Consider the following 13717-nt stretch of genomic DNA (forward strand, 5'->3'; position numbering starts at 1 on the left):
GCAGCAGCACGAGGTAGGGTGCGACCAGACCCCATTCCTCATCGGATACGTCGGACGGATAAGCCTTGCGGGTCATCCCGCAAATCTGGACCTCCCCTCAGTCCACAACAGCCTCTAGGGTGTATCGAGGCAGAGGGTAGCATTCTGCTCCTCCCGTATCGCTGAATACTATTCCTTCCAGCGGATCCCCTGCCGCACCACCCGCGCCGGGGAGCCCACCGCCAGGCTGGCGGGCGGGATTTCCCCGTTCACGATGGACCGCGCCCCCACCGCGCTGTCCGCGCCCACCCGGGCGTTGCGCAGCAGCAGCACGTCCTCGGCCAGCCAGACCCGGTCGCCGACCTCGATGTTGCCCGGCGGGTTCAGCACCTCGCCCGAGGCCGCGTCCATCAGCGTGTGGCTGTCGGAGGTGCGGAACTTCACGTTGGCAAACAGGCAGTCGTCGCCGATGCTGACGAAGCCGCCGGTGACGTTCATGAAGATGCCCGTCCGCGCGCGTAGGTTGCTGCCGACCGTGACGCGGGCGCCGGGCGACTTCATGTGGATGTCGCCCCGGGCAATGCTGCGGTCGCCGATTTCCAGGATACAGTCGGGCGAGCGGATATGCACGGTCAGGCCGGCCAGGACGCAGTCCGTGCCCAGGCGCACGCGGCAGCCCCGGCTGTGGAAGTGCAGCCGCAGCCCCTGGCTGTGGCCCTCCACGGTGTTGTCGTCGGTGTTGCCGAGAATCTCCATCACATCCTCCTCGCGGCTTCGCTACGCCGCGACGGGTATCCCGGATGCGACAAATTCCAGTGAAGCCTCAAGGCGCCGGGGCCGGCTCGCCGAACTGCGGCACCAGTCCGAGGTCGCGGATCAGCCCGGCCATGGCCTCCGCCGCGGCTTCGGCGCGCGCGGCATCGGTGCCCTTGGCCACCAGCGCCACGCCGTTCCCCGTCGGCCGCTCATAGGGGTAGGAGCCGATATCGAGGTCGGGAAAGCGTGCCTGGATGGCCGATAGCCCGTCGGCGATCCGCCCTTCCAGCAGTCCGACCGCATGCACGCTGCGCGACTGCACCGGCGCGCCGCCCACCAAGCTGGGGGCCAGCGCCTCGAACATGGACTGCATGATGCGCGGCACGCCGGCCATGACGTACACGTTGCCGATGATAAAGCCCGGGGCCACGGACACCGCGTTGGGGATCAGCGTGGCGCCGCGCGGCATGGTGGCCATGCGGCGGCGGGCGGCGTTGAACTCGCTGCCGGTCTTCTCGTAGTGCGCGCCCATGATGGCCATCGCCTCGGGGTGCTCTTCCCAGGGCACGCCGAAGGCGGCGGCGATGCATTCCGCCGTGATGTCGTCATGGGTCGGCCCGATGCCGCCGGTGGTGAAGATATAGGTGAAGTTGGGCCGCACCGCGTTCAGCGTGTCCACGATGGTGTCGCGGACGTCGGGGATCACGCGCACCTCGCGCAGCGGGATGCCGAGCTCGCCCAGCCGGGTCGCGAGGAACTTGATGTTGGCGTCCTGCGTGCGGCCCGAGAGAACCTCGTTGCCGATCACCAGCAGGCAGGCCGTGGGATTGCCGCTCATACCCGCCCGCTCCGCAGCGCGGCCGTGCCTCTGAGCCCGGCCGGGATGATGGAGGGGAGGGGCACGGATCGCGGCAGGTCGGGCATGGGGCTTCCTCGTCGCCCCGGAAGTTACAGGAAGTCCCGCAGCAAGGCCACCAGCGGCCGGTCCGCCGGGGGCATGGCGTAGTCCGCCAGCTTGTTGGGCCGCACCCAGGCCAGGGCCTGACCTTCGCGCGCGGTGGGGTTGCCCTCCCAGCGGCGGCACAGGAACAGCGGCATCAGCAGGTGGAAGCCCTCATAGGCGTGCGAGGCGAAGGCGAAGGGTGCCAGGCAGTTGGCGGACACGTCCACCCCCAGCTCCTCGCGCAGTTCGCGGATCAGGCCGGCCTCCGGGGTTTCGCCCGGCTCCACCTTGCCGCCGGGGAACTCCCACAGCCCCGCCAGCGCCTTGCCCTCGGGGCGGCGGGCCAGCAGCACGCGCCCGTCAGAATCGATCAGCGCGCAGGCCGACACCAGCACGAGGCGCGATCCCGCCGCGGCGCCCGGCACCGCCTCAGGCGCGGCCGGGGGCACGGCTTCCGCCGGAACCGAAAGCTCCGCCCGGCCGGCGCGGAAGCGCAGCACGGGCAGGCGGGCGTTGCGGGCCATGAACTCCGCCTCCCCGCGGCCATCCTCGCGGAAGCCGATCCGGCGTAGCACGGCGGCGGAGCGCGGGTTCTCTTCCAGCACGCTGGCGGACACCCCGTCGATGTCGAGATTGGCCAGGCCCCAGCGCGCCAGCCGCCCGGCCGCTTCCGTGGCCAGCCCCTCGCCGCGGTGGCGGCGGCCCAGCCAGTAGCCCAGCTCCGCATCCCGGCCCGCCAGGGTCAGGCCGACGCAGCCGATCAGCGGCCCGTCATCCGCCTCGCCGCGCACCACGGCCAGGTGAAAGGCGCGGCCGTCGGCGATCTCCTCGCGCGTGGAGGCGATCCAGGCGGCCGCCAGCTCGCGCGGGTAGGGGAAGGGGACGCGCGACAGCATGCGCGCCACCTCCCAGTCATTGACCAGACGGTGCAGCTCCGCCGCGTCGCCGTCGCGCAGCGGGCGCAGCACCAGCCGCTCCGTGCGCAACGGCGCGAAGGGCACCGCCTTCTCCGGCGGCGCTGCGCCGGTCAGCGCTTCCACCACCCCCGCCGGCGCGGTGCCGCATCGGCCGGGGCGCCGTCCAGCAGCACCGGCTGCACGACGGGGCCGGCCACCGGCTCCGCCGGGGTGGCCGGTGCGGCGGCCGGTTCCGGCTGGTCCGCGGTGGTGGCGGGCTCGGTGACCGTCTCGGCCGGCGCGGGAGCGGCGGCTTCCGGGGCAGCGCCTTCCGGGGTGGCCGCTTCGGGGGCCGTGGCTTCCGGCGCGGTGCTTTCCGGTGCAGCGCTCTCGGGCGCGGCGGCTGCCGCAACCTCCGGGATCTCCGCCTCGGCGCCGGGACCCTCGGCCGTCACGGGGGCTTCCGCCGCCGGCGACGCGGCCGCGGGCTCCGCGTCCGGGGTGGCGTCGGCCCAGCCCCCCGCGGCGGGGCTGGCTTCGGCCACCGGCGGCGCGCCGCGGCTGCTCACCGCCGCATCGCCGCGGGTGGCGCGCTGCGCGGCCGCCTCGGCCGCCGCTTCCGCCGCGGCCATGGCGTCGAACACGTCGTCATAGGTGCCGGCGAAGGGATCGGCCGGGGTGGGGCCGGAGTAGCGCGGCGCCGTGGGCTGCGGCGGCATGGCAGCGGCTTCCGGTTCCTCGGACGGGGTGGCGGCGCCGGTGGCGGACAGGCCTTCCTCCTGGCGGCGACGGCCACCGCGGCGGCCACGGCGACGGTTGCGCGGCTCCTCGCCGGCACGCTCGCCGGCAGCGTCCTCGGCCGGAACCTCCCCGGCGGCCGCCTCCATGATGGCAGCCTCCCCGACAGGGGCCTCCCCGGTAGGGGTATCCTCGGCGGCGGGCGTGGCATCCTCCTCCTCGGGGCCGGTCTCCTCCTCGTCCTCGCCCTCATCGGAGGCGCCCTGGCCGTTGGCGGCTTCGGCGGCGGTGCCGTCCTCGCGCCGGCCGCCACGGCGGCGGCGGCGGCGGCGGCGCCCCTCGGCGCTGCGGCTCTCGGCGCTGTCCTCGGCCCTCGCCTCCTTGGCGGGCTCCTCCGCGCGAACCGCGGCCGGTGCCGGGGCGACGGGCGCCGCTTCCTCTTCCGGCTCTTCCCAGTCCTGGGTGGATTCCGGGGCGTAGTCCATGCGCAGCGCCGGTGCCCGGTTGGGCGCGATCGGCACGTTGGTCGCGACCTGCGCCCGGGTGCGCTCGATCCGCAGGTTGGCCTCGGCCAGCTCGCGGTCGGGCACCAGCAGCACGCACATGGCGTGGCGCGCCTCGATGGCGGTCAGGCGGTCGCGCTTGCGGTTCAGGATGTGCAGGGCCACCGGCTCGGCGGCGCGCACGGTGATCTCGGCGGCGCGGCGCTTGGCGCCCTCCTCCTCGATGGCGCGCAAAACGTGCAGCGCGCTGCTTTCCAGCGAGCGGACGATGCCGCGCCCCTGGCAATGCGGGCAGGTGGAGAAGGCGTGCTCGGTCAGGGAGGGGCGCAGCCGCTGCCGGCTCATCTCCAGCAGGCCGAAATGCGAGATGCGGCCGATCTGGATGCGCGCGCGGTCCAGGCGCAGCGCGTCCTTCAGCTTGCGCTCCACCGCGGCGTCGTTGCGGCTGGACTCCATGTCGATGAAGTCGATGACGATCAGGCCCGCGAGGTCACGCAGCCGCAGCTGCCGGCCGATCTCCTCCGCCGCCTCGCAGTTGGTGCGGAAGGCGGTGTCCTCGATGTGGCGGTCGCGCGTGGCGCGGCCGGAGTTCACGTCGATGGCGACCAGCGCCTCGGTCTGGTTGATCACGATGTAGCCGCCGGACTTCAGCTGCACCACCGGGCTCATCATGGCGTCGAGCTGCTGTTCCACGCCGGCACGGGCAAACAGCGGCACGGCGGGGTCGCGGTACAGCCGCACGCGCTTCTCATGCGTGGGCATGATCATGCGCATGAAGTCGCGCGCCTGCTTCCAGGCTTCCTCGCCCTCGACCTCGATGTCCTCGATGTCGCGCCCGTAGGTGTCGCGGATGGAACGCTTGATGAGGTCGGCTTCCTCGTACACCAGCGCAGGCGCGGTGGAGGCCATGGTGCGCTCGCGGATGTCGTCCCACAGCCGCAGCAGGTAGTCGCCGTCGCGCTTGATCTCGGGCTTCGGCCGCTGGGCGCCGGCGGTGCGGACGATGATGCTCATGCCCTTGGGCAGGTGCATCTCCTCCACCGCCTCGCGCAGCCGCTTGCGGTCGGCGACCTGGGTGATCTTGCGGCTCACGCCGCCGCCGCGCGGCGAGTTCGGCATCAGCACGGAGAAGCGGCCGGCGAGCGAGATATAGGTGGTCAGCGCGGCGCCCTTGTTGCCGCGCTCCTCCTTGACGACCTGCACCAGCATGATCTGCCGGCGGCGGATCACTTCCTGGATCTTGTAGTTGCGCAGGAAGCGGGAGGGGATGCGGCGCTCACGCACGCGCTCCTCGCCCTCGCCGTTCTCGCCCTCGTCGCCCAGGGTTTCCGGCGGCGGCTCGTCGGCCTCCACGGTCTCGGCGATCTGGCCGCGCGGCGGGGCATCGCCCTCGGCCACGCGGTCCACATGCATGGACATCGGCTGCGCGCGCCCACCGGTCGCGGCGGGGTCGGCACCGCTGTCCGGGCCGGCTTCGGGAGCGGCGCCGGCTGGGTGCTCGGGAACCTCGGGGGAGGGTTCGCCGAAGACCTGGCGCGGGGCTTCCGCCGCGACATCCTCGCTGGCGGGAAGGGCCGCGGCGGCCTGCGGCGGCTCCACCGCGGCGGCCGGCTGGCCCGGGGCGTCGCCGGACGGCGCGGCAGCTTCGGTGCCGGCACCGGCCAAGGCGCTGCCCTCGGTGGACAGCACGGGCGCTTCCTCGGCCTGGCTGGTGCCGGTCAGGCTGTCGAACACCGGCTCGGCCGCCTCGTGCTGGCCGGCCAGGTCGCGGTCGTCGGCGGGGGCGAGGCGCTCGGCGGCGGTGTCGACCTCGGCCTCGTTGTCCTCTTCCTCGTCGTCCTGCGCCTGCATCTCCAGCAGGCGCTGCCGGTCGGCCACGGGGATCTGGTAGTAGTCCGGATGGATCTCGCTGAAGGCGAGGAAGCCGTGGCGGTTGCCGCCGTACTCGACAAAGGCGGCCTGGAGGCTGGGCTCTACGCGGACGACCTTGGCGAGGTAGATGTTGCCCTTGAGGGGAAGGCGGTCAGCCGCCTCGACGTCGAAATCCTCGATCCGGTTGCCGTCCAGCACCACCAGCCGGGTTTCTTCCGGGTGGGATGCGTCGATCAGCATGCGCTTGGTCATGGAAGCGATGGCTCCGCGACGGCAGGCCGCGCGGTGGCGCGGCGGCGTCGGCTGGGGTGGCGGGTGCGGAGCGGAAGCGCGCGGGCGATGGGATCGCGGCCATGCTGGAACTTCCGTCCTTCTCTCGGCGGGCGGCCCGATGGGGCCGGCCCGATGTTGGGCGCGCCGCGCGCTGGCCCCGCGGTTCGCGCCACCACCGAACGGCTTTCCGGGGGAACACCCCGGGAAGGGCGGGCGCGAGCGGGCCGGCAACGCGGCGCAACGCGGGCCAGCCGCGATTCCCAGTGTGCTGGTTCCGGCGGATAAACCCGTGCGCGCCGCAAAACGCGCCGGTGAGGGAGGCGGGGCCACGCGCCGCCCGGGAAAACGGTGCACCGCGAGGCCCTGCGGGCGGCGGCAACCAGTCCAGGTACGCGGAGCCGGGCCGGTCGGTGCTGCCGACTTCGCCCTCCATCTCCCCACCGGCGACGAACTTGCCGGGGCAATGCACCATACGCAGGCCCCCCCTGCGCCACAAGGCCGCAGGCGCGGGGGATATTTCCTTGCCTGTGGCGGCCCGGCGGGGGCGGAGTTCAGGCGGGGCGCCAGCCCAGCCGGCGCGACAGCCAGTCGCGCCAGGCCAGCACCGCATCCGGCCGCGGCGCCAGCGCGGCCAGCACCGCCGCGGCCTCGCTGCCCACCAGCGGCTGGCCTTCGGCCGGGGCGGCGCGCTCGGCCTCGCGCCAGCGCGCCGCGCCCTGCCGCCAGGTCGCCACCACGTCCGCGGCGGTCAGCGGCGGCAGCATCAGCCCGGCATGCAACTGGGCGCTGCCCAGCACCGCGCCGACGGCGTCGCGCAGCGGGGACGCGGCGGGCAGCAGCGTCGCGAAGCCCGGCACCTCCGCGTCCACGGTGTCCCAGCCGAACCAGGGGGTGGCGCCCAGGGCGCGGGCGCGGGCCGCCGGGTCGGGGCCGAACAGCAGCAGCGCGTCCAGCGCCCCGCCGGCGAAGCCCGCCTCGGCCAGGGCCCCGGCCTCGCCGGCCGGCGGCACGGCGGTGGGCGCCACGGCCAGCCCCAGGGATTCCAGCGCCAGCAGCGCCCCGGCCTCCGGCGCTTCCGGGCCGGGCAGCGGGAAGCGCAGCGGCGGCCGGCGCTGGGTGGCCACCGGCATCGGCCCGCGCCCCGCCACCAGCGCCCGGCCCCAGGACAGGCAGAGCGGCGTCCAGCCCGAAACCTCGTAGCCGACCCGCGCCGAGCCCGACAGCCGCGCCAGCAGGGCGGCGCCGGTCAGCACCAGCAGCAGCTGTCCGTCCGGCGCCTCGGTGGTGGCGAAGCGGTTGGCGGCGGTCACCCCGTCCGGGCCGCCGGTGACGCTCAGCTGCGGCGTGCCGATGCCGGGCAGGCGGCCGACGCAGTGCGCCAGGCGGGTGGCCCAGCGCATCGCGGCGCCGTTTTCCGGCCCGGGCACCAGCAGCACCGGGGCGGTGCCGGCGGCCCGCGCCGCGCCGGCCAGCAGGCCGGGCGGCAGCGCCAGCAGGGAACGTCGCGACAGGAAAGGGCCGCCGATCATCCCGGCAGGCTGGGCGGCGCCGGCGGCAGCATTGTGGCAGCCGGTCCGGGGCACCGCGGCGGCCCCGGGCGCGGGCGCCGCGCCCGCGGGGGGCGCCGTGCCCGCGGGCGGAACCGCCGCGCGGCGCTCGCGCAGCTGGGAAAGGGGATGCGCGACCAAGCCCGCGGCTCGCCTCAGCTGTCGTAGCTCACCAGGGCTTCCACCGGCACGGGCAGCCGCTCGCGCCCGCGCAGGAAGCTCAGCTCGATCAGCGCCGCGGCGGCGGGCACCTCCGCCCCGGCATTGCGCAGCAGGGCGATGGAGGCGGCGAGGGTGCCGCCGGTGGCCAGCAGGTCGTCCAGCACCACCACCCGGTCGCCCGGCCGCACCGCGTCGGCCTGCATCTCGATGCGGTCGGTGCCGTATTCCAGCGCGTAGTCCAGCCCCACCGTGGCGCCGGGCAGCTTGCCGCGCTTGCGCAGCATCACGAAGCCCAGCCCCAGTTCCAGCGCCAAGGGGGCGGCCACCAGGAAGCCGCGGCTCTCGATCCCCGCCAGCACGGTCGGGGCATAGGGGCGGATCTGCTCGCCCAGCCGGCGCATCGCCACCCGCCAGGCCAGCCCATGCCGCAGCAGGGTGGAGATGTCGTAGAACAGGATGCCGGGCTTGGGGAAATCCGGGATGCCCCGGATGTGCTGCTTCAGGTCCAGCGCCTCCTCCTCGGCGGAGGCCGGGGCCGCGGCGGGCTGGGCGACATGGTTCATGGCGGGCACGGTCCTGGCTGGCTCAGGGGGCGGGGGAGGGGCGCAAGCTACCCGGCCGGGCGGGGCGGTGACTAGGGCGGGGGCGCGGCCGGGGAAAAGGTGGGATTTCGACCCCGAAGGCTCGTGACGATAGCCAAACGTTCCGCTAGGAGGCGCTCCGGGTTCCGGGCCGCTGCGGCCCGCCCATCGGAGTGTGTTCCCCGCATGAGCTGGACCGCCATCATCCTTCTCGGCCTCGCCGCGCTGCTGCTCCTGTGGCTGGTCACCGTGTACAACCGCATGGTGGCGCTGCAGCAGGCCACCAGCCAGGCCTGGAGCGACGTGTCGGTGCAGCTCAAGCAGCGCCACGACCTCGTGCCCAACCTGGTGGAAACCGTGAAGGGCTACGCCACGCACGAGCGCGGCACGCTGGAGGCGGTGGTGCGCGCCCGCAACGCCGCGCTGACGGCCCAGGGCCCGGCGGCGCAGGCCGCGGCGGAAGGCCAGCTGCAGGGCGCGCTGCGCGGGCTGCTGGCGCTGACGGAAAGCTACCCCGACCTCAAGGCCAACACGAACTTCCTTCAGTTGCAGGCGGAACTGGCCGACATCGAGAACAAGATCGCCGCCGCGCGCCGCTTCTTCAACAACAGCGTGGCCGAGTACAACGCAGCCACGCTGCAATTCCCCGCCGTGCTGCTGGCGCGCAACCTCGGCTTCAGCAGCCGCAACTTCTTCGAGCTGCCGGAAGGCGAGATGGCCGCGGTGCAAGCCGCCCCCCAGGTCCGGTTCTGAGCCGCCGCCGATGATGCGCGCCGTCGGGCTGAAGACGCATATCTGGAACAACCAGCTCCGCTCGGGGCTGCTGCTGGCAGGCTTTCCCGTGCTGCTGGCGCTGCTGTGCTTCGCCCTGTCCCTATTCCTGGCGGCCGACAACAAGCACGGCCCCGCGGCCGGCCTGCGCGAGGCGCTGCGCGTCCTGCCGGGCGTGATCGTGTTCGCGCTGGTCGCCTCGGCGCTGTGGTTCGCGATCGCCTGGAAGGCGCACCAGTGGATCCTGGACGTGGTCACCGGCGCCCGGCCCGTGACGCGCGCCGCCGAGCCGCGGCTGTGGAACACGCTGGAGAACCTGTGCATTGCCCGCGGCCTGCCCGTGCCGCGGCTCACCATCATGGAAACCGCGGCGCGCAACGCCTTTGCCAGCGGGCTGTCGCCGGACAAGGCTTCCGTGGCAGTGACGCGCGGCCTGCTGGACGCGCTGGACGACCGCGAACTGGCCGCCGTGCTGGGACACGAGCTGACGCATATCCGTAACGGCGACGCCCGGCTGGCGGTGATCGCCGCGGTGTTCGCCGGCATCATCAGCCTGACGGCGGAGCTGATGCTGCGCGGCGTCCGCTTCGGCGCCGGCTCCTCCTCCCGCAGCGGCGGCAAGAGTGGCGGGGCCGGCTGGCTGGCCCTGCTGGCCGTGGCGATCGCGGCCCTGGCCTGGGGGCTGGCCGCGGCGCTGCGCCTGGCGCTGTCGCGCAACCGCGAGTTCCTGGCCGATGCCGGCGCGGCCGAGCTGACGCAGGACCCGGACGCCATGATCACCGCGCTGCGCAAGGTGGCCGGGCATTCGGACGTGGCGGGCGTGCCGGCGCAGGTGCGGGCGATGTTCCTGGACGACGCCGAGGGCACCCGCGGTTCCTGGATGCGCGCCACGCACCCGCCGCTGGAAGCGCGCATCGACGCGCTGGTGCGCTTCGCCGGCGGCCGCGACCCCGGCCCGCTGCCGGAGGTCGCGCCCACCGTTTCACCGCCCGGCACGCAGGAACGACCCGCCCCCCTGCCGCCCGGCGCGGCCGCGTCGTCCGACCTGCCGCAGCCGGCGTCCTGGCCAGGACCGGAGCCGGAAGCCCGGCCCCTCCCGGTCCCCGACCCCGACGCGACCCTGCCGCCGGGGCAGTCGCCGCGCGGGCCCTGGGGCAGCCCGTCCCGCGCGGCCTGAGGCGCGCCCGCGCGGGCGGACCGGGGCGCGGGCCGCGGCGCTGGCGGGACGCCGGCCCAACCTTCCGGGCCGGTGCGGCGTTCTGCCGGCATCCCCCCAGCCCGGACAATGCACATCATGGCCGACGCCCCATCGCCCGCCCTTGCCGGCCGCCGCGCCGCCCTGCTGGCCGCAGCCGCCGGTGGCTTGGCCGCCGCGGCACGCCCGGACGCCGCCCGCGCGCAGAACGCCGCCTCGCCGGCGCAGGGCACCGAGGCCGCGCTGGAACGCGTGGCGCAGTTCGAGCAGCAGGTCACCGGCGTCGCCGTGTCGCGCAACGGCCGCATCTTCGTGAACTTCCCGCGCTGGGAGCAGGACGTGGAAATCTCCGTGGCCGAGGTCGGCCGCGATGGTTCCCTGCGGCCCTTTCCCAACGCGCAGTGGAACAGCTACCGCAACCGCGCACCCAGGCCGCTGACCGAAACCTTCGTCTGCGTGCAGAGCGTCACGGTGGACCCGCAGGGCTTCCTGTGGATCCTCGACCCCGCCGCCCCCGGCAACGAGTTCAACAAGCCCGGCGGCGTGAAGCTGCTGAAGGTGGACCTGAACGGCGACCGGGTGGTGCAGACGATCCTGTTCGACACCCGCGTGGCGCCGCAGGGCAGCTACCTCAACGACGTGCGCGTTTCCCCCGACGGGCGCTGGGCCTTCATCACCGATTCCGGGCAGCGCGGCGCCCTGGTGGTGGTGGACCTCGGCAGCGGGGCCGCGCGTCGGGTGCTGGACGGCCATCCCTCCACCCAGGCCGAGCCCGACGTCATCGTGCACGCCGACGGGCGCGAGCTGCGCCGCACGGATGGCCGCCCCACCCTGTTCTCCGCCGACGGCATCGCGCTGGATGCGGAAGGGCGCAACCTGTACTGGCAGGCGCTGACGGGAAAGACGCTGTACCGCTTGCCGGTGGCGGCGCTGATCGACCCCGACCTGCCCGCGGCGCGGCTGGAAGCGGCGGTGGAGAAGCTGGGCACCACGGGCGTCGCCGACGGGCTCTGGATGGACGGCCGCAACAACCTCTACGTCACCAGCCCCGAGGACAACGCGCTGAAGCTGCGCACCCCCGACGGGCAGATGCGGACCCTGATGCAGGACCCCCGGCTGCGCTGGCCCGACAGCCTGGCCGAAGGCTCCGACGGGTCGATCTTCGTGACCACCTCGCAGATCCAGGACGTGGCGCAGTACCACGAGAAGGGCAGCGCCCGGACCCAGCCCTACGGCCTGTGGAAAGTAACCCCGGCCCGCTGAACCCGGCGGGCCGCCGGGAACGGTTCGCGGGTCGCTGCCCGGCGGGGCTTGGTGGGTCTGGTTGCTCCATGATGCTCCGACCGTGGCCAGGGGCGCTGCCCCTGGACCCCAGGGCAAAGGCTCTGCCTTTGTCCGAGCCGGGGAGTTGCGAACTCCCCGGACCCCGTGTTGAGTGCCTCCGGCGGGGGCGGGCCGGGACATGTTTTCCGGGTGGACAACGTGAGCCAACCCGCCCCCGCCGGAGGCACTCATGAGGTCCAGGAGCCTAAGCTCCTGGCGGGGTGTCCAGAGGGGCAGAGCCCCTTTGGCCTCGGCTCGAACATCATGGACCGACCAAACGCACCAGCCCCGCCGGGCAGCGACCCGCGAGCGTCACGCCCCGGCGGTCAGCTGCGGGCCGCGTCCCGCAGCGGCACGGCCAGTTCGGGCATGGAGTCCTCGGGCCGGAGGGTACGCAGGTCCAGCTGGCGCAGCTTCGGCGCGAGGCAGGCAGTGACGGCCACCACGGCCAGGGTGACGAGGCCGCCGCCCCAGACCGCGGCGGGCGCGCCCAGCAGGCTGGCAGCGAGGCCGCTCTCGAAGGCGCCGATCTCGTTAGAGGAGCCGACGAACACCGACTTCACCGCCGAGATGCGGCCGCGCATCGCCTCGGGCGAGGCGAGGCGCAGGATGGCGCGGCGGATCACCACCGAGGTGCCGTCGCACAGCCCGGCCGCGAACAGCGCCGCCAGCGACAAGGGAAGGGAGGTGGACAGGCCGAACACCACGATGGCCACCCCGAAGCCGGCGATCACCCAGAACAGCGCCGCCCCCGCGCGGTGCTGCGGCAGGAAGCGGCCGGCCAGGATCGCCGCCACCAGCGCCCCGGCGCCGGAGGCGCCCTGCAGGAAACCGTAGCCCACCGGCCCGGCCTGCAGGATGTCGGTGGCGAAAACCGGCATCAGCGCCGTGGCGCCGCCGAAGAACACCGCGAACAGGTCCAGCGCCATGGATCCCACCAGCACCTGCGAGCGGAACACGGTGCGGATGCCGTCGCCGATGCGCTGCCACACGCCGGCGCCGTCCTCCGCCTCGTGGGCGAGCGGCTTTTCCGCCACGCCGAGGAATAGCGCCAGGCAGGCTAGGCCGAACAGGACGGCGATGGAGCCGTAGGTGTCGCGCGGCCCCAGCGCGTGCCAGGCGAAGCCGCCCGCCACCGGGCCGAACACGTCGGCCAGCCGCCCCACCGTGGCCAGCAGCGCCACGCCGCGCAGCAGCCCTTCCAGCGGCACCACCTGGGCTTCCAGCCCGGTGGCGGCCGGGCTCTCGAAGGCGCGGATCACGCCGGACAAGAAGCCGGCCAGGAACAGCAGGTGCAGCAGCCCGCCGGGTGCGGCGTGCGACAGCAGCGCGATGGCGGCTGCCAGGGCACATAGCGCCCCGGTGGTCCACAGCACGATCCGGCGCCGGCTGTGCCGGTCCGCGACGTGGCCGCCATAGAGCACCAGCGTGACGCCGGGGATGGCCTCGATCAGCCCGAGCCAGCCGAGATCCAGCGGATCATGGGTGAGGTCGTAGACCTGGAAGCCCAGCAGCACGGTCATTGCGGCCGCGGCAAAGCGTTCCAGCGTGTTGGCGACCAGAAAGGCGCGGAACTCGCGGTCGCGCAACAAGTCCATCGTCATGCCGGAAACGAGCACCCCCCGGGAACGGACCCCACGTCGCGCGGGGTCCACCGCAGCCAGTGATCCCCGGCGTGCAGGCGCGCAAGGGAGGGCAGGGCAGGGAATAAAGGATTCCCCGCCCACGCAAGGCGGCCATGCGCGGAACGGCCGGGCGGGAGCCTCAGAGCCGGTTGAGTGGCCAGCGTGCCGGCGGTTGCGACGGCGGGGCGGGCGGCGTGTCGGCCATCGGGCGGGGCGGCGGCAAGCCCGGCGGCAGCGCGGTCCAGCAATCCACCGACCCGATCGAGCGGGTGCAGAGCGCGACCGGTGCGGGCGGCGGCGGATCGGGGCGGCAGTAGTGCCGCTCCCCGCCATCGACATAGGCGAGGGAACAGTCCCGCCCGGTCACCGCGGACACGATGATATCCGGCCCGGTGCGGCCGGTCAGCGGCAGCAGCACGGCGTTGACCCCCAGGAAGGGTCCGATCGCCGCTTCGCAACCGCCCAGCAGGAGCAGCAGCGGCAGCAGGTGGTGGGTGGCGCGCACACCCTCATCCTTCCATGCCCAGGCTTAACGCCCGGTGCAGGCGCCGCT

Annotated in this window: 12 protein-coding genes; 3 read left to right on the forward strand and 9 right to left on the reverse strand. The window is 74.0% G+C overall.

Annotation, left to right across the window (positions count from 1 at the left end; all coding sequences use genetic code 11):
- The 7 genes from ACLIBK_RS18215 to ACLIBK_RS18245 form a co-directional block, all read right to left on the reverse strand.
- Positions 1-76 (reverse strand): transposase (locus ACLIBK_RS18215; protein ID WP_415388764.1); only part of this gene is annotated, 76 nt, incomplete at its 3' end.
- A gap of 92 nt (positions 77-168) precedes the next feature.
- Positions 169-735 carry an acyltransferase gene (locus ACLIBK_RS18220; protein WP_415388714.1) on the reverse strand — a complete coding sequence of 189 codons (567 nt, stop codon included), beginning with the start codon at positions 733-735 and terminating at the stop codon, positions 169-171.
- A gap of 67 nt (positions 736-802) precedes the next feature.
- Positions 803-1573, reverse strand: coding sequence for a competence/damage-inducible protein A (locus ACLIBK_RS18225; protein WP_415388715.1), 771 nt, complete (start codon positions 1571-1573; stop codon positions 803-805).
- 110 nt (positions 1574-1683) lie between these two features.
- A complete protein-coding gene (locus ACLIBK_RS18230) occupies positions 1684-2718 on the reverse strand; it encodes a bifunctional GNAT family N-acetyltransferase/(deoxy)nucleoside triphosphate pyrophosphohydrolase (RefSeq protein WP_415388716.1) in 1035 nt (344 codons plus the stop codon).
- Positions 2706-5939 (reverse strand): Rne/Rng family ribonuclease, encoded by a 3234-nt coding sequence (locus ACLIBK_RS18235; RefSeq protein ID WP_415388717.1) that lies wholly within the window; start codon positions 5937-5939, stop codon positions 2706-2708. Before ACLIBK_RS18235 ends, ACLIBK_RS18230 begins: the two co-directional genes overlap by 13 nt.
- 572 nt (positions 5940-6511) lie before the next feature.
- Positions 6512-7648 (reverse strand): hypothetical protein, encoded by a 1137-nt coding sequence (locus ACLIBK_RS18240; RefSeq protein ID WP_415388718.1) that lies wholly within the window; start codon positions 7646-7648, stop codon positions 6512-6514.
- A 14-nt stretch (positions 7649-7662) separates the two neighbouring features.
- The gene (locus tag ACLIBK_RS18245) at positions 7663-8178 is read right to left on the reverse strand and encodes an adenine phosphoribosyltransferase (RefSeq protein WP_415388765.1); all 516 of its coding nucleotides are present in this window, start codon (positions 8176-8178) and stop codon (positions 7663-7665) included.
- Between the two features lie 258 nt (positions 8179-8436).
- Here ACLIBK_RS18245 and ACLIBK_RS18250 point away from each other — a divergent pair, with 258 nt between their 5' ends.
- The 3 genes from ACLIBK_RS18250 to ACLIBK_RS18260 all read left to right on the forward strand — a co-directional run bounded on the left by ACLIBK_RS18250 (position 8437) and on the right by ACLIBK_RS18260 (position 11479).
- The gene (locus ACLIBK_RS18250) at positions 8437-9003 is read left to right on the forward strand and encodes a LemA family protein (protein WP_415388719.1); all 567 of its coding nucleotides are present in this window, start codon (positions 8437-8439) and stop codon (positions 9001-9003) included.
- A gap of 10 nt (positions 9004-9013) precedes the next feature.
- Positions 9014-10198: a M48 family metalloprotease gene (locus ACLIBK_RS18255; protein ID WP_415388720.1), complete on the forward strand. Its 1185-nt coding sequence runs from the start codon at positions 9014-9016 to the stop codon at positions 10196-10198.
- Positions 10199-10315: 117 nt separating this feature from the next.
- The gene (locus tag ACLIBK_RS18260; protein ID WP_415388721.1) at positions 10316-11479 is read left to right on the forward strand and encodes an SMP-30/gluconolactonase/LRE family protein; all 1164 of its coding nucleotides are present in this window, start codon (positions 10316-10318) and stop codon (positions 11477-11479) included.
- Between the two features lie 386 nt (positions 11480-11865).
- Here ACLIBK_RS18260 and ACLIBK_RS18265 read toward each other — a convergent pair whose 3' ends face one another.
- Complete coding sequence (locus tag ACLIBK_RS18265) at positions 11866-13143, reverse strand: MFS transporter (protein WP_415388722.1); 1278 nt, start codon at positions 13141-13143, stop codon at positions 11866-11868.
- 160 nt (positions 13144-13303) lie between these two features.
- Positions 13304-13669, reverse strand: a complete 366-nt coding sequence (locus tag ACLIBK_RS18270) for a hypothetical protein (RefSeq protein WP_415388723.1) — start codon at positions 13667-13669, stop codon at positions 13304-13306.
- Between the last annotated feature and the right edge of the window lie 48 nt (positions 13670-13717).

The sequence above is a fragment of the Roseomonas sp. BN140053 genome (assembly GCF_047690175.1).
Taxonomy (GTDB): domain Bacteria; phylum Pseudomonadota; class Alphaproteobacteria; order Acetobacterales; family Acetobacteraceae; genus Roseomonas.